This window comes from Ramlibacter montanisoli, assembly GCF_013087525.1.
Taxonomy (GTDB): domain Bacteria; phylum Pseudomonadota; class Gammaproteobacteria; order Burkholderiales; family Burkholderiaceae_C; genus Ramlibacter; species Ramlibacter montanisoli.
The window spans coordinates 2781423-2796009 of sequence record NZ_JABFCS010000001.1 but is presented as its reverse complement, the minus strand read 5'-3'; the positions used below and the strand labels follow the sequence as shown (position 1 = coordinate 2796009).

Here is a 14587-nt window from a genome sequence, read left to right as displayed (position 1 = left end):
GGGGAAAGGGAAAAGTGCTTCTTATTTCCTCATCGCCCAAGGTTGGGGGAGAATGGAATTCCCGATATTGCCCTTCATCAAGAATGAATCAGCTCGACCGCCACGACGTGCTCCTGCTCGCGGAGCTGCAGCGCGACTCCCGCCAGACCGTGCAGCAGCTCGCCACCACGGTCGGCCTTTCCAGCACGCCCTGCTGGAAGCGGGTGAAGGAAATGGAAGCGGCCGGCATTATCCGCGGCTACACGGCGCTGGTCGACCGCGAGAAGGTCGGCCTGGCGCTGTGCGTGCTGGCGGAGGTGAACCTCACGCGCCACAACGAGGACGACGTGCGCCGCTTCGAGCAGGCGGTCGCCGAATCGCCGCAGATCGTCAGCTGCTACGCCACCACCGGCCAGGCCGACTACGTGATCAAGGTGCTGGTGCCGGACATCAAGAGCTACGAGGCCTTCCTGCACGAGACCGCGTTCAAGCTGCCGGGCGTGACGCACGTGCGATCGAGCGTGGTGCTGAAGGAGGTCAAGGCGGAGACGCGGCTGCCGCTCGATGATGGCGGAAGTCCCGCGCCAAGGCGGCGCTCCGTAGGTCGGCGGTGAGCGCGCGCAGCGCCGAACCCCGACACCAACCCCGTCAGCGTTTCGCGCCGGCGCCCGCCGGGTCGAGCCCCGTCGCGCGCACGATGTCCGCGACCGCCGGCGATGCCAGGAAGGCCGCCAGGTGCCGCGCCGCCTCCTGCTGGCCGGAGCCGGCCACCAGGCCCGCCGAGAAGAAGATCGTCTGCTGGACTTCCTGCGGCAGCGTGCCGACGAAGTCCAGCTCCTGGAAGTAGATCAGCTCGCTGACCTGCTGGAAGCCCAGTTCCGCGTCGCCACGCGCCACCACGGCGCCGACGCGCTCGCTCAGGATCTTCCTGCCCGTGACCTGCAGGCGCTCCTGCACGCCCAGTTTCGGAAACAGCTCGGTGGAGAGATAGGTGCCACTGGCGCTGGCCGAGTAGGCGACCGACTTCGCGTTCAGCAGGGTCTGCTTCAGGGCTTCGACCGTGCTGATGTCCGGCTTGGGCGTGCCTTTGCGCACGGCCGCGCCGATCTGCGAACGGGCCAGGTCCACGCGCGAGCCCGGAACGATCTTTCCCTGGCCGGCCAGTGCTTCGAGTCCGCCTTCGGAGAGGATCACCAGGTCGAACTGTTCACCGCGGGCGAAGCGGCTCGGGATCGAGTCCGGCGCATTGCCGATCGAGGCGCCATAGGCGCTGATCACCTTGTGGCCGGAAGCCTGCTCGTAGATCGGGACCAGCTTCTTGTAGGCCTCGGTGAAGGCGCCGGAAGTGACGACGCGGATCTCCGCGGCGAAGGCGGACGACGACACCAGGGTCAGGCTCGCCAGCGCGGCGAGCGCCCAGCGGCGGGTGATGCGGGCGGCGAAGTTCATGGTGCGGGCTTCCGGCAGTTCATTGCATGGTGATCTTGCGTTCGCGGATCACGCGGCCCCAGGTGGCCGTCTCGCGCTCCATCTCCCGGGCCAGTTCCTCGCGCGTTCCCGGGGCCGGCGCCAGCCCGTGGCTGTTCAGCGCATCGACCACCGCAGGGGTCTTGAGGACCTTCACCAGTTCCGTGTTCAGGCGGTCCAGCGTGGCCTTGGGCACCCTGGACGACGCGACGAAGGCGTACCAGTTGGTGGCACTGTAGCCAGGGAACCCCGACTCGGCGATGGTGGGCACGTTGGGCAGCTGCGGCAGGCGCTTGGGGCCGGTCACCGCCAGCGGGATCAGCTTGCCGCTTTCGATGTGCGGCTGCGCGGTGGCGAGGGTGGAGTAATAGGAGGCGACGCGGCCCCCAGCAGGTCCTGCAGGGCGGGCGCGCCACCCTTGTACGGCACGTGCACGGTCTGCGCCCTGGCCATGTCGTCGAGCAATTCGCCGGCCAGGTGCGAGGCCGAGCCGGGGCCGGTGGACGCGTAGTCCAGCTTGCCCGGATTTGCCTTCGCGTAGGCGACGAACTCGGGGAAGGTGCGGATCTTCAGTCCCGAGTGCACCACCAGCACATTGGGGAAATTCACGCCCATGGTGAGGGGCGCGAGGTCCTTCGCCGGGTCGTAGGGCAGCTTCATCAGGTGCGGTGCGATGGTGAGCGGGCCGACCGAGCCGAACAGGATCACGCTGCCATCGGTGGGCGCCGTCTTGGCGACGTACTGGTGCGCGATGTTGCCGCCGGCGCCGGGCCGGTTGTCGATGACCACCGCCACCCCCAGGTTCTCGCCGAGCTTCTTGCCGATGACGCGCGCGGCGGAATCGGCCGCGCCGCCGGCGGCGAAGCCCACCACGATGGTGAGGTTGCCCTTGGGGAAGTCCTGGGCCTGGGCGGGCAGGGCGGACAGCAACGGGATGGCGCACAGCGCGGCGCAGCGCAGCAGGTGGCGCTTGTTCATGGGAAGTCTCCTTGGGTCGTGAAGGGATCAATCGGCGCCGAGGCCGATGGGGTTGGGTTGCCGCTTCTCCACGGCGTGACGCAGCAGCGAGGCGGTGCGGAAAACGCCGTGGGCGAACTTGCCGTAGGGCAGGGTGGCGAACAGTGCCATCACTGCGCCCAGGTGCAGGCACAGCAGCAGCGGCAGTGCGGGCGTCGCGCGCGCCAGCCACAAGGCCAGGCCGCTGGCGCTGGTGAGGAACAGCAGCGCGATGAAGCCGAGGTCCATGGCCTTCTGCGCGAGGTCGCCTTGCAGCGCATGGCGCCGGCGGTTCAGCCGCCAGAGTCCCGTCGTTCCCGCGAGCAGGCTCACGCCGCCGGCGGCGCCCAGGAGCTTCGGCAGCGACGGCAGGTCGTAGGGCGCGGCCCAGCCGAAGGCGTAGTGGTAGACCGTGCCCACCGCGGTCGCGGCGAAGCAGAGCATGAAGCCGTAGAAGGTGAGGTGGTGCGCGTTCCGGCGCGACAGCGTGAAGGCGTCGTCCTCGTTGTTGCAGCCCTGGCCATGGCCGCCGTCGAGGTACTTCAGGCGCAGCATGTCGTGGGTGGCCTCCGCCGCCGCGGGCAGGCTTGCGGGTTGCCCGCTGGTGGCCGGCGTGACGTCGCGCCAGAACCGCGAAACGCCCAGGCCCAGCGCCAGCACCACGAACAGGAACACGGGCGCGAACAGGCCCACCAGCAGGTTGTGCGGGAAGATCGCGTAGAAGTCGCCGCCCGGAATCGCGCCCCACAGCGTGCCCTGAAGTGCCGCGCCCAGCGCGAGGAAGGCGGCCAGCGCGAGCGCCAGGGCCACCGCCAGGGTCAGGCCGTTGCGCTGGTACAGCGCGCCCAGCCCCGCGGGCCACGCGTAGTCGGCATAGGTCTGGCCGCGCACCTGCGCCATCGCCTGCGGCACGTTCACCGCGAATTCATGCGGCGGCGCGTACTGGCAGGCGTGCAGGCAGGCCCCGCAGTTGTGGCACAGGTTGGCGAGGAAGTGGATGTCGGCCTTGCCGAATTCCAGCCGGCGGGTCATGGCGGGAAACACCGCGCAAAAACCTTCGCAGTAGGCAGGCATTGCAGATCTGCATCTGGCGAGCGACCTCGGTTTCCGGCCCGCTCAGCACCAGTTCCCCGTTGGCGAGCGCGCGCGCCTCGCGGGCCAGGACGTCAAGCGCCTGCATGCTGTTCCACTCCCTGCTGCAGCGCGGCGCGCGCCGCGTTGGTGCCCGCGATCCGGCCGAAGGCCGTGCCGATCGACATGCCGACGCCTGCGGTGTAGCCCTTGCCCAGCACGTTGCCGGCCATCATTTCGCCGGCCACGAACAGGTTGTCGCTCGGCACGCCACCGAAGCGAACGGCCGCCGTGTCGTCGGTGCGCAGTCCGAGATAGGTGAAGGTGATCCCGGGCTTGAGCGCATAGCCGTAGAACGGCGCCGTGTCGATGGGCCGCGCCCAGTGCGTCTTGGCGGGGAGCACGCCTTCGGTGTGGCAGGCGTCGAGTTGCGTGTGGTCGAAGCTGCCGACGCGGCAGGCGGCGTTGTAATCCTGCAGGGTGCGCATGAAGGTCTCCACGTCGAGCCCGAGCTGGAGCGCGAGCTCCGGCAGCGTGTCCGCCTTCACGCCGGGGAACACCGGCGGCATGAAGCGGCCGATGGCCTTGCTGTCGATGATCGAATAGCCGACCTGCCCCGGCTGCTGCGCCACCAGGCGGCCCCAGATCGCGTAGCGCTTGGGCCAGAAGTCCTCGCCTTCGTCGTAGAAGCGGCGGGCTTCGCGGTTGACCACCACGCCCAGCGAGACGCAGTCGATGCGGGTGCAGATGCCGCCGTCGTACAGCGGAGCGCGCGCGTCGATCGCCACCATGTGCGCCTGCGTCGGGTCGCCGATGCGGTCGGCGCCATGGTCGTCGAGCAGGTGCTTCAGCAGCACGCCCTGGTTGAAGCGCGTGCCGCGGATCAGGAAGTTGTCCGCGGGCCATTCGCCGCGCTCGTTGCGCCCCCAGGCTTCGCGCAGCCATTCGATGTTGGACTCGAAGCCGCCGGCCGCCAGCACGCAGGCGCCCGCCTCCTGATGCGCTCGCCCCGGGACCAGGCGGCCACGAAGCGGCCGTCCTCCACCTCGATGCGGTCCACCGGTGCTTCGTAGCGGATCCGCACGCCGAGACGTTCGGCGCTGCGGTAGTAGGCGTTGACCAGCGCCTTGCCGCCCCCATGAAGAAGGCATTGGTGCGGGCCACGTGCAGCGCGCCGGACAGCGGCGGCTGGAAGTGCACGCCGTGCCTGCGCATCCAGTCGCGGCAGGTCGACGAGGCACGGATGGTCAGCCGCGCCAGGTGTTCGTCGGTGAGTCCTCCCGTGACCTTCAGCAGGTCCTGCCAGTACTCCTCTTCCGGATAGGCGTCGACCAGCACGTCCTGCGGCGCATCGTGCATGCAGCGCAGGTTGCGGGTGTGCATGGAATTGCCGCCTCGCCAGGCGCGCGGCGCCGCTTCGAGCAGCAGTACGCTGGCTCCCGCTTCGACGGCCATGAGGGCGGCGCAGAGTGCGGCATTGCCGCCGCCGATGACGAGCACGTCTGTGCGCATGGAGGAACCCGGTGGGATGGAACCGGCGGATTCTCGCCGCGCCCGATTGTTCTGTGAAATGAAACGAAGGTCACGACTATTGCGATCCAGGCATAAGTGTTCAGTTCCCGAACGGCGTCTTGCGAATCAGGGCGTGGAAGGCCTCGGCGGCGGGCGACAGGCTGCCGTGCCGCGCGCGCAGCAGCACGACGCGGCGCTTCACCGTCGGGCCGCCCAGGGCGATCTTGCGGATGCCGGGCCGGTCGCCCTCGCGGATCGCGGAGGAGGGCAGGATGGCGCTGGCCACGCCGGCGGCGACCAGGTTGACTGCGGTGGCGTGGTGCTGCACCTCGTACTTCGCGTGCACGCGGATGTTGCGCTTGGCCAGCTGGTAGTCCATGAACAGGCGCGTCGCGACGAAACTGCTCACGCCCACCAGGTCGGTGTCGCGCATGTCCGACCACGTGACCGAACTGCGCTCCTGCAGGGGATGCGGCGTGCGGCAGACGAACACCAGCGGATCGGCGAACAGCAAGGTCTCGACCAGGTCGGGCTGCTTCTCGCCCTGCACCGCGATGCCCAGTTCGGCCTGCCCGCCGAGGACTGCGGTGCGCACCTCGTCCGACGAGCCGTCCAGCAGGCGGATGCGGTTGTCCGGATGCGCCTTTGCATACTGGCGGATCACGCCCGGCAGCACGTGCGAGGTCATCGAGGGGATGCAGGCCAGCGTGAAGTTGCCGGTGGAGCGCTGCGACATGTCCTTCAGCCGCTCCACGGCCGAGGTCATCTCGCCGACGATGGAACGCGCCTGCGGCAGGAACTCGCGGCCAACCACGGTGAGCTCGACGCGGCGCGTGGTGCGGTCCAGCAGCTTCAGGCCGAGGTAGGCCTCCAGCTTCTGGATGCGGCGGGTCAGCGCGGTCTGGGTGATGTGCAGCTCGCGCGCCGCCTTGCTGAAGCCGCCGAGCTCGGCAATGGCAACGAATGCCTGGACGCCATCGAAATCGATCTTCATGGGACGGGTTCCTTGACTTGCGTCAACGACGGCAATTCACTTATTATCGACCAACCGGTCGGTCAATGATGCGGACCGGCCACCCCCGCAGGAGACACGCATGTACACGCAGGCCATGGACACCATGGGCAAGGATGCCAGCGGCAAGCCGGTGCGTTCCGCCGAGGAATTGCAGCACGAGGACGCGTTCGAAGCGCGCATCGCCGCCGGCGAATTCATCGAGCCCAAGGACTGGATGCCGGACCACTACCGCAAGACGCTGGTGCGGCAGATCAGCCAGCACGCGCATTCGGAGATCGTCGGCATGCTGCCGGAAGGCAACTGGATCACGCGCGCGCCCACGCTCAAGCGCAAGGCCATCCTGCTCGCGAAAGTGCAGGACGAAGGCGGCCATGGCCTCTATCTCTATTCCGCCGCCGAGACCCTGGGCACCTCGCGCGACCAGATGCTGGACGCGCTGCACACCGGCAAGGCCAAGTACAGCTCGATCTTCAACTACCCGACGCTCACCTGGGCCGACGTGGGCGTGATCGGCTGGCTGGTGGACGGCGCGGCCATCATGAACCAGGTGCCGATCTGCCGCTGCTCCTACGGGCCGTATGCGCGCGCCATGATCCGCATCTGCCGCGAGGAGAGCTTCCACCAGCGGCAGGGCTACGAGAGCCTGCTGACGATGATGCAGAAGGGCACCGCGGCGCAGCGCGCGATGGTGCAGGACGCGGTGAACCGCTGGTGGTGGCCCTCGATCGCCATGTTCGGGCCGCCCGACGACCAGTCGCCCAACACCGCGCAGTCCATGCGCTGGGGCATCAAGCGCGTCTCCAACGACGAACTGCGCCAGCGCTTCGTGGACGCCACGGTGGAACAGGCCAAGGTGCTGGGCGTGACGCTGCCCGATCCCGAACTGAAATGGAACGAGCAGCGCCAGCACTGGGACTTCGGCGCGATCGACTGGGACGATTTCTGGAACGTCATCGCCGGCAACGGGCCGTGCAACCGCGAGCGCCTGGAGGCGCGCGTCAAGGCATGGGAAGAGGGCGAATGGGTGCGCCAAGCGGCGCTGGCCTACGCCCGCAAGCAGGACGAACAGGTGAAGGAAGCAGCATGAGCGACGCGAAGCAGGAATGGCCCCTCTGGGAAGTGTTCGTCCGCAGCCGGAGCGGCCTGGACCACAAGCATTGCGGCAGCCTCCATGCCGCCGACGGCAAGATGGCGATCCAGCTGGCGCGCGACGTCTACACGCGCCGCCAGGAAGGCAACAGCGTGTGGGTGGTGCGCAGCGACCACATCGTGGCCAGCGACCCGGGCGAGAAGGGCATGTACTTCGACCCGATGGAGGACAAGGTGTACCGCCACCCGACCTTCTACCAGCTGCCCGATGCCGTCGACCACATGTGAGGGCGTGATGCAGGGATCGATCCAGGTCAGCCCCAGGCCCGACGTGCAGTACCTGCTGCGCATCGGCGACACCGCCCTCGTCCTCGGCCAGCGCATCTCCGAATGGACCGGCCATGCGCCGGTTCTCGAGGAGGACATCGCACTGGCCAACATGGCGCTGGACCTCATCGGCCAGTGCCGCGCGGTGCTGGCGCACGCCGGCGCGCTGGAAGGCGCGGGCCACGACGAGGACCAGCTCGCCTTCCTGCGCGAGGAGCGCGACTACCGCAACGTCACGCTGGTGGAACTGCCGCGCGGCGACTTCGCCTTCACCGTGGTGCGCAACACCATGATGGCCACCTTCTTCAAGCTGCTGTGGGAGAAGCTCGCGCACTCCAAGGACGCGGAGCTTTCGGCCATCGCCGGCAAGGCGGTCAAGGAGGCGCGCTACCACCAGCAGCACGCGGCCGACTGGCTGCTGCGGCTGGCGGGGGGCACCGAGGAATCGCGCCGTCGCACCGGGAAGGCGCTGGAGTCGCTGTGGCGCTACCACCCCGAGCTGTTCGCGTCCGATGCCATCGACGAGCAGGCCCACACGAGCGGGCTCGGCCCGCGCTGGGGCGAGCTGCGCGAAGCCTGGCTGGCGGAGATGCAGCAGGTCCTCGACGAAGCGGGGCTCGCGGTCCCCGCGTCCAGCGCCTTCCTCAGCACCGGCAAGACCGGCGTGCACAGCGAGCACATGGGCACGCTGCTGACGGAGCTGCAGTACCTGCAGCGCGCCTACCCGGGAGGCGTGTGGTGACACGCACCGAGCGCGCGTGGGAAGTGCTGGCCGAGGTCCTCGATCCCGAGGTGCCGGCCCTTTCCGTGCGCGACCTGGGCATCGTGCGTGACGTGATCGACCATGGCGCGGAGCTGGAAGTGGTGCTCACGCCCACGTATTCCGGCTGTCCCGCCACCGAAGTGATCGAAGCGAGCGTGCTGTCGGCGATCGAGGCCGAGGGCCTGGGCCCGGCGCGCGCGACCTTGCAGCGCGCGCCTGCCTGGACCACCGACTGGATCAGCGAGGACGGGAAGCGCAAGCTGCGCGAGTACGGCATCGCGCCTCCCTTGCACGTCATCCCCGCGGAGGCGGGGACCCAAGCCGTCCCCATCCGCATCTTCGGCCGCAAGGCCGACACCGTCCCCTGTCCCCACTGCGGCAGCAGCATCACCGAACGCACCTCCGCCTTCGGCTCCACCGCCTGCAAGTCCCTCTACCGCTGCCTCGCCTGCCGCGAGCCCTTCGAATACTTCAAGCCGCTATGAGCGTCATCTTCCATCCGCTGCGCGTGCGCTCGGTGCAGCCCGACACCAGCGAGGCCGTGATCGTTTCCTTCGAGGTGCCCGAGGACCTGCGGCCGGTGTTCGGCTTCACGCAGGGCCAGTACCTCACGCTGCGCAAGGAGATAGCCGGCCAGGACCTGCGCCGCTCCTATTCCATCTGCGCCGGCGTCGACGAGGGCGAGCTGCGCGTGGGCGTGCGCAAGGTGCAGGGCGGCCTGTTCTCCAACTGGATCAACGAGCAGCTCAAGCCCGGAGACACCATTAACGTGATGGCGCCGCAGGGCCCTTTCTTCGTGCCGATCGAGCCCGATGCGCAGCGCCACCACCTGGGCATCGCGGGCGGCAGCGGCATCACGCCCATCCTGTCGATCATGAAGACCGTGCTGGCGCGCGAGCCGCGCAGCCGCTTCACCCTGATCTACGGCAACCGCAAGCTGCGCTCCACCATGTTCAAGGAGGAACTGGACGACCTGAAGGACAGGTACATGGCGCGCCTGGTGCTCCACCACGTGTTCTCCGACGAGCACACGGAGATGGACATCCACACGGGCGTGATGAACCGGCAGAAGATCGCCGAGTTCCTGGACGGGCTCATCCCGGCGCAGCAGATCGACCACGCCTACATCTGCGGCCCCTTCCAGATGAACGACGAGGCGGAAGCGGCGCTGCTGGCCGCCGGCGTGCCGGAGGACCGCATCCACATCGAGCGCTTCGGCATCGCGCAGCAGGCCAGCGGCCAGGTGGGCGCGGTGCTGCACCAGGCGCAGCCGGGCGACGCGGCCAAGGCGCGCATCACCATCATCCGCGATGGCCTCCAGCGCGAGATCGCCTTCTCGCGCGAGCAGCCCAGCATCCTCGACGCCGCCTCGGCCGCTGGGCTCGAAGTCCCGTTCTCCTGCACTTCGGGCGTGTGCGGCACCTGCCGCGCCAAGCTGGTGGAAGGCAAGGTGCGCATGGAGCGCAACTTCGCGCTGGACAAGAAGGAAGTGGCGGCCGGCTACGTGCTGACCTGCCAGGCGCACCCGGTGACGGAGAAGGTCGTGCTCTCCTTCGACGAAAGATAGCGATGGGACGCGGACGCCACGCCGGCTACGACGACCAGCGCGAGATGATCCTCGAGCGCGCGGCGGCGCTGTTCGCGCGCGGCGGCTATCCCGGCACCTCGATGAACCAGGTGGCCGAGGCCTGCGGCCTGTCCAAGGCCACGCTGTACCACTACTACCGCGACAAGTACGAGCTGCTGGTGAGCATCGCCGACGGCCACGTGTCGCGCCTGCAGGGCATCGTCGACGATGCGCTGGCGCAGGAGAAGACGCCGCAGGGGCAGATGCGCGTGCTGATCCGGCGGCTGGTGGAGGAATACGCCAGCGCGCAGAACGAGCACCGCGTGCTCACCGAGGACGTGAAGTTCCTGCAGCCGGAAGACCGCGAGCGCATCCTCGGCAAGGAGCGCGACATGGTCGCGGCCTTCGCGCGCGTGGTCGCGGCGCTGCGCCCGGACCTGAAGGAAGCGGCCATGAGCAAGCCGCTCACCATGCTGCTGTTCGGGATGGTGAACTGGATGTTCACGTGGATGAAGCCGCAGGGCGCGCTGGCCTACGAGGACATGGCGCCGGTGGTGGCCGACCTGTTCCTGGGCGGCCTGCAGGCGGTGCAGGTGCCGGCGCGCGAAGCGGCGGCCGTCGGCTGAGCTTCGCGTTCCGCTGGCTCGGCCGCGCCGCGCGGCCTTCGTTGACGGCGGCAGGGTGACTGGTCCGACAAGGTCGACCGCGGCCAGCCTCCACCATGGAGGGATTCCATCGAGGAGTTCTCCATGAAGAAATTGTCCCTGAGCGCCGGCGCGATTGCCCTGGGCATCGCCTGCGCCTTCCCTGCCTTCGCGCAGACCACGACGGCTCCGGCTGCGTCCACGCAGTCCAGCACCTCCGACACCGCGGGCAACGCGTACGGCGTGCCCGCTTCTACGCCCACGCCCAGCGCCGGGGTGGACACGAGCGCGAGCTCCGGCACGCCGGTGACGACGACGACGCCCAGCGTCGCCGCGACGCCGGCCCCGGCCCCCGACACGACGATGTCCAACGCCTCACCGTCCGCGCCCTCCATCAGCGCCGACGCCGTGGGCACCAGCACGCCGCCGGCCACCCAGGCCATGGGCGCCGGCCCCGACATGGACGACGACGGCCCCGACATGGGCTGGCTGGGCCTGTTCGGCCTGCTGGGCCTCCTGGGCCTGCGCCGCAAGCACGTCGAGGTCGACCACCGCGTGCGCCCGGTCCAGACGCCCACGCGCTGATTGGCTAGCGCACGGCAGCCAGCAAGGGCTGCCACTCGGCGCCGCAGGGCGCCGAGACGCGCACGCCGCCCGGCAGATCCATCCATTCGCAGTGCAGCCACATGCGCTGCACGCCCAGCCACGCGGCCACCGCGCGGTTGTGCGCGCCCTTGCCGTGGGTGGTGTCACCCACCAGCGGATGCGCGATGTGCTTGAAGTGGCGGCGCACCTGGTGCCGCCGGCCGGTCACCGGCTCCGCGGCCACCAGCGCATAGCGGCTGGTGGCATGGCGGCCGTCGCCGAACGGCCACTCGAAGCAGGCCAGCCGCTCGAAGCGCGTGAGCGACGCCAGCCGCTCCTGGCCGGCCGATGGCAGTTCCGGATCGCGCGCCAGCGCCTGGTCGATCTCGCCGGACAGCGGCGGCCAACCGCGCACCAGCGCGAGATAGCGCTTGCGCACGCGTCCCTGCTCGAAGGCGAGTCCCCACTCGCGTGCCGCTTCCGCGCTCTTGCCGAACAGCAGCACCCCGCTCGTTCCCTTGTCCAGCCGGTGCAGCGGCCACACCCAGGCACCGAGCTGGTCGCGCAGCAGCTTCAGCGCCGTGCGTTCCTCGTGCGCGTCCAGCGCGCTGGGATGCACGAGCAGGCCGGCCGGCTTGGCTACGGCGACCAGCGAGGCGTCCTGGTGGAGGATGGGCAGCGTTTCGGGGACCACGGGGAATGCGTGGCCAATCGTAGGATGATTCCCACAGCTTCGGTGGAGAAGCCTGTGGAAAAGAAGGTGACCAAGTCCGCCGGGCCGCGCCAGTGCTTGCTTGCGCCATTGTGACCATTCCGCAGGCAGCGCCCGCCCGACTGCGGCGAACCCTATCTTGACAGGCGCGCGTGGTACGTTCCGCGCATGCAAAAAGTCCGCTTCTGCATCGTCATCGCAACGCTCCTGCTGGCGGCCGGCTGCGAGCGCGCCGCCGCGCCGGCGATCCGCCTGGAAACCGGCGACGCGCAACTGCTGGCCACGGGCAAGGCCGTGTACGACCGGCACTGCACCGCCTGCCACGGCGCCAAGCTGGAAGGCCAGCCGAACTGGCGCACGCGCGACACCAGCGGCCGCCTGCCCGCGCCGCCGCACGACGCCACCGGGCACACCTGGCACCACCCCGACGAAGTGCTGTTCAACATCACCAAGCATGGCGTGGCCAAGACGGCCAACCTGAAGGACTACCAGTCGGCCATGCCCGCGTACGAGGGCGTGCTGACGGACGCGGAGATCGTCGCGGTGCTTTCGTGGATCAAGTCGAAGTGGCCGGCCGGCATCCGCGACAAGCAGGAGCAGGTCAACGCCGCGGCCCTGAAGAACAAGGCGGCGGCGAGCCGCTAGCGCCGCCCGGCCTGCCAGTCCGCCATGCGCTGGCGCCATTGCGCAAGCTTGGGCGCTCGCGCGTTGCCGGCCATCAGGCGATCGACCAGCGCGTCCTGCTCCTTGCCGAACTCCTCGGGGAACTGCGGATCGACCGTGACGATGCAGTCGGCGCGCTCGCCGGCGGCGGTCGGCCAGCCCTGCGCCTTGATGCGGTAGGTGAGGAAGCCACGGCGCAGCCGCATCTGCTGCAGGCCGCCCGGCGTGGGCACCTCGATCCAGCGGTTCGCCATCCAGGCGAAGCCGTCCACCGGCAGCTCGCAGCGGACCGTGCCGTCCTCCTGCAGCGCGAAGAAGGCATGTTCCTGCAAGGCGATGCGCACGCGCAGCGTCTCGCTGCGCTTGCCGGCCGCCGCCTGCACGCGCAAGGCGACCTGCAGCACGTCGCCGTGGCGGGAGCCGCAGGGGATCTGCACCTTGCAGCGGTACTTGACCGGCGCCGCCTGGCCGCTGCCTTCGCAGCGCGCGCAAGCATGGCGCGCGACGCCTTCGCCGTGGCATGCCTTGCACTTGGCGGGCGAGGCCATCCACGCGAACCACAGTTGCTGGCGCGCGCGCCCGCTGCCGCCGCATTCGCGGCAGGTGCCCGGCTGCGGCTCCACGCCGGTGGCATTGCAGTCCGCGCAGCCGTCCACCAGCTCGCCGTGCAGGGTGCGCGTGCAGCCGGCCAGGGCTTCCTCCAGCGCGAGTTCGACCACCTGCTCGTGCACCGCCGGTGCGGGCTGCGCTGGCTCATCGGGTTCGGCGAGCGGTGCATGCGCGCTGTCGCGCGCGCGGCGGATCTCGTCCAGCGCGCGGTTGATGCGCTGGATCTTGCGCAGGGCCTGCGGACTGGCGTTGCGATCCGGGTGCCAGCGCGCGGCCAGCCGCCGCCACGCGGTCTTGATCTCCGCATCGCTGCACTCGGGGTGCAGCCCCAGCTCGCTGTACGACTCGTCGACGTTCACCGCTGCTCCATGTTGCGATGCAGCATGGTACCGGAGCGCGCAATGAAAAAACCCCGCACGCGCGAACGTGCGGGGTTTTCTGTCTGGTGCCGGAGAGAGGAATCGAACCCCCGACCTTCTCATTACGAATGAGCTGCTCTACCGACTGAGCTACTCCGGCGAAGCCCGCAATTATAGCCAAAGCCCGCATCGTCCCCGCCCGGGCGGGGACCCACCGCGTTCTAGCAGTGGTAGGAAGTGACCCGCTCCACCTCGTTCTTCGACCCGAGGATCACCGACACCCGCTCGTGCAGCTTCTTGGGCTGGATGTCCAGGATGCGCTGCTTGCCATTGGTGGCCATGCCGCCGGCCTGTTCGACCAGCCAGCCCATGGGGTTGGCCTCGTACATCAGGCGCAGCTTGCCGGGCTTGTCCGGCTCGCGCTTGTCCCAGGGGTACATGAAGATGCCGCCGCGCGTGAGGATCCGGTGGACGTCGGCCACCATGGAGGCGACCCAGCGCATGTTGAAGTCCTTGCCGCGCGGGCCTTCCTTGCCGGCCAGGCATTCGTCGATGTAGCGCTTCACCGGGGCGTCCCAGTGGCGCATGTTCGACATGTTGATCGCGAATTCCCTGGTGTCCTCGGGGATCCTCACGTTCTCCTCGGTCAGCACGAAGGATCCCTGCTCGCGGTCCAGCGTGAACATCGCCACGCCGTCGCCCACGGTCAGCACCAGCGTGGTCTGCGGGCCGTAGATGCAGTAGCCCGCGGCCACCTGCTTGTGGCCGCACTGCAGGAAGTCGCCTTCGTCCACGCCGCGGTCGTCCTCGGGCATTTTCAGCACGCTGAAGATGGTGCCGATGCTCACGTTGACCTCGATGTTGGAGGAGCCGTCGAGCGGGTCGAACAGCAGCAGGTACTCGCCCTTGGGGAAGCGGTTGGGCACCACGTAGATGCCTTCCATTTCCTCGCTGGCCATGCCGGCCAGGTGGCCGCCCCATTCGTTGGCCTCGATCAGCACCTCGTTGGCGATGATGTCCAGCTTCTTCTGGATCTCTCCCTGCACGTTGCCGGTGCCGGCGGAGCCCAGCACGTCGCCGAGCGCGCCCTTGTTCACGGCGTGGCTGATGCGCTTGCAGGCGCGCGCGACCACTTCGATCAGGAGGCGCAGCTGCCCCGGGATGTGGCCGTGCGTGCGCTGCTGTTCGACGAGGTAGCGGGTGAGGGAAGTCGTGCTCATGCGTGTACT

At 69.0% G+C, this 14587-nt stretch carries 15 protein-coding genes, 1 tRNA gene and 3 pseudogenes; 9 read left to right on the top strand and 10 right to left on the bottom strand.

All coding sequences use genetic code 11. From position 1 onward, the window contains the following. The first annotated feature begins 83 nt into the window (after positions 1-83). Positions 84-593 (top strand): Lrp/AsnC family transcriptional regulator, encoded by a 510-nt coding sequence (locus HK415_RS13735; RefSeq protein WP_171560145.1) that lies wholly within the window; start codon positions 84-86, stop codon positions 591-593. Positions 594-627: 34 nt separating this feature from the next. On the opposite strand, the gene HK415_RS13730 is transcribed toward HK415_RS13735, so the two are convergent. The 6 genes and pseudogenes from HK415_RS13730 to HK415_RS13710 form a co-directional block, all read right to left on the bottom strand. Continuing rightward, positions 628-1428 carry a substrate-binding domain-containing protein gene (locus tag HK415_RS13730; RefSeq protein WP_171560142.1) on the bottom strand — a complete coding sequence of 267 codons (801 nt, stop codon included), beginning with the start codon at positions 1426-1428 and terminating at the stop codon, positions 628-630. A gap of 19 nt (positions 1429-1447) precedes the next feature. Then, positions 1448-2424 (bottom strand): annotated as a pseudogene (locus HK415_RS13725) (Bug family tripartite tricarboxylate transporter substrate binding protein). A 27-nt stretch (positions 2425-2451) separates the two neighbouring features. Beyond that, positions 2452-3622: pseudogene (gene tcuB / locus HK415_RS13720) on the bottom strand (tricarballylate utilization 4Fe-4S protein TcuB). Beyond that, positions 3609-4493 carry an FAD-dependent tricarballylate dehydrogenase TcuA gene (gene tcuA, locus HK415_RS13715; protein WP_373684587.1) on the bottom strand — a complete coding sequence of 295 codons (885 nt, stop codon included), beginning with the start codon at positions 4491-4493 and terminating at the stop codon, positions 3609-3611. The pseudogene tcuB and the gene tcuA overlap by 14 nt, the downstream one beginning before the upstream one ends. 1 nt (position 4494) lies before the next feature. Then, a pseudogene (locus tag HK415_RS27140) lies at positions 4495-4968 on the bottom strand (hypothetical protein); the annotation flags it as partial. A gap of 157 nt (positions 4969-5125) precedes the next feature. Beyond that, on the bottom strand, positions 5126-6019 hold the full coding sequence (locus HK415_RS13710) for a LysR family transcriptional regulator (protein WP_171560140.1): 894 nt from the start codon (positions 6017-6019) through the stop codon (positions 5126-5128). A 100-nt stretch (positions 6020-6119) separates the two neighbouring features. Here HK415_RS13710 and paaA point away from each other — a divergent pair, with 100 nt between their 5' ends. From paaA to HK415_RS23975, 7 genes are all read left to right on the top strand, one after another. Further along, positions 6120-7127, top strand: coding sequence for a 1,2-phenylacetyl-CoA epoxidase subunit PaaA (gene paaA, locus HK415_RS13705; RefSeq protein WP_171560137.1), 1008 nt, complete (start codon positions 6120-6122; stop codon positions 7125-7127). Then, positions 7124-7417, top strand: a complete 294-nt coding sequence (paaB, locus tag HK415_RS13700) for a 1,2-phenylacetyl-CoA epoxidase subunit PaaB (protein WP_171560135.1) — start codon at positions 7124-7126, stop codon at positions 7415-7417. The genes paaA and paaB overlap by 4 nt, the downstream gene beginning before the upstream one ends. A gap of 7 nt (positions 7418-7424) precedes the next feature. Further along, on the top strand, positions 7425-8198 hold the full coding sequence (gene paaC / locus HK415_RS13695; protein WP_171560132.1) for a 1,2-phenylacetyl-CoA epoxidase subunit PaaC: 774 nt from the start codon (positions 7425-7427) through the stop codon (positions 8196-8198). Further along, complete coding sequence (gene paaD, locus HK415_RS13690; protein ID WP_171560130.1) at positions 8192-8704, top strand: 1,2-phenylacetyl-CoA epoxidase subunit PaaD; 513 nt, start codon at positions 8192-8194, stop codon at positions 8702-8704. Before paaC ends, paaD begins: the two co-directional genes overlap by 7 nt. Beyond that, positions 8701-9786, top strand: coding sequence for a 1,2-phenylacetyl-CoA epoxidase subunit PaaE (paaE, locus tag HK415_RS13685; RefSeq protein ID WP_171560127.1), 1086 nt, complete (start codon positions 8701-8703; stop codon positions 9784-9786). The genes paaD and paaE overlap by 4 nt, the downstream gene beginning before the upstream one ends. Positions 9787-9788: 2 nt before the next feature. After that, the gene (locus tag HK415_RS13680; protein WP_171560125.1) at positions 9789-10412 is read left to right on the top strand and encodes a TetR/AcrR family transcriptional regulator; all 624 of its coding nucleotides are present in this window, start codon (positions 9789-9791) and stop codon (positions 10410-10412) included. A 123-nt stretch (positions 10413-10535) separates the two neighbouring features. Next, on the top strand, positions 10536-11015 hold the full coding sequence (locus tag HK415_RS23975; protein ID WP_216369798.1) for a WGxxGxxG family protein: 480 nt from the start codon (positions 10536-10538) through the stop codon (positions 11013-11015). 4 nt (positions 11016-11019) lie between these two features. Here the strand turns inward: HK415_RS23975 and HK415_RS13670 are convergent, their stop codons facing one another. After that, positions 11020-11709 (bottom strand): pseudouridine synthase, encoded by a 690-nt coding sequence (locus tag HK415_RS13670; protein ID WP_171560122.1) that lies wholly within the window; start codon positions 11707-11709, stop codon positions 11020-11022. A gap of 186 nt (positions 11710-11895) precedes the next feature. Here HK415_RS13670 and HK415_RS13665 point away from each other — a divergent pair, with 186 nt between their 5' ends. Continuing rightward, complete coding sequence (locus HK415_RS13665; RefSeq protein WP_171560120.1) at positions 11896-12372, top strand: c-type cytochrome; 477 nt, start codon at positions 11896-11898, stop codon at positions 12370-12372. On the opposite strand, the gene HK415_RS13660 is transcribed toward HK415_RS13665, so the two are convergent. The 3 genes from HK415_RS13660 to HK415_RS13650 form a co-directional block, all read right to left on the bottom strand. Further along, complete coding sequence (locus HK415_RS13660) at positions 12369-13358, bottom strand: DnaJ domain-containing protein (protein WP_171560118.1); 990 nt, start codon at positions 13356-13358, stop codon at positions 12369-12371. The genes HK415_RS13665 and HK415_RS13660 overlap by 4 nt on opposite strands. An 84-nt stretch (positions 13359-13442) precedes the next feature. Beyond that, positions 13443-13518: transfer RNA gene (locus HK415_RS13655), tRNA-Thr, on the bottom strand. A 61-nt stretch (positions 13519-13579) separates the two neighbouring features. After that, positions 13580-14578, bottom strand: a complete 999-nt coding sequence (locus tag HK415_RS13650) for a class 1 fructose-bisphosphatase (protein ID WP_171560115.1) — start codon at positions 14576-14578, stop codon at positions 13580-13582. Between the last annotated feature and the right edge of the window lie 9 nt (positions 14579-14587).

Bases quoted from the DNA above. Each gene is read 5' to 3' on its own strand.
- HK415_RS23975 (WP_216369798.1), top strand. From the start codon at position 10,536: ATGAAGAAATTGTCCCTGAGCGCCGGCGCGATTGCCCTGGGCATCGCC.
- HK415_RS13650 (WP_171560115.1), bottom strand. From the start codon at position 14,578: ATGAGCACGACTTCCCTCACCCGCTACCTCGTCGAACAGCAGCGCACG.
- HK415_RS13730 (WP_171560142.1), bottom strand. From the start codon at position 1,428: ATGAACTTCGCCGCCCGCATCACCCGCCGCTGGGCGCTCGCCGCGCTG.
- HK415_RS13710 (WP_171560140.1), bottom strand. From the start codon at position 6,019: ATGAAGATCGATTTCGATGGCGTCCAGGCATTCGTTGCCATTGCCGAG.
- HK415_RS13735 (WP_171560145.1), top strand. From the start codon at position 84: ATGAATCAGCTCGACCGCCACGACGTGCTCCTGCTCGCGGAGCTGCAG.
- paaA (WP_171560137.1), top strand. From the start codon at position 6,120: ATGTACACGCAGGCCATGGACACCATGGGCAAGGATGCCAGCGGCAAG.
- paaC (WP_171560132.1), top strand. From the start codon at position 7,425: ATGCAGGGATCGATCCAGGTCAGCCCCAGGCCCGACGTGCAGTACCTG.
- paaE (WP_171560127.1), top strand. From the start codon at position 8,701: ATGAGCGTCATCTTCCATCCGCTGCGCGTGCGCTCGGTGCAGCCCGAC.
- HK415_RS13680 (WP_171560125.1), top strand. From the start codon at position 9,789: ATGGGACGCGGACGCCACGCCGGCTACGACGACCAGCGCGAGATGATC.
- HK415_RS13665 (WP_171560120.1), top strand. From the start codon at position 11,896: ATGCAAAAAGTCCGCTTCTGCATCGTCATCGCAACGCTCCTGCTGGCG.
- paaB (WP_171560135.1), top strand. From the start codon at position 7,124: ATGAGCGACGCGAAGCAGGAATGGCCCCTCTGGGAAGTGTTCGTCCGC.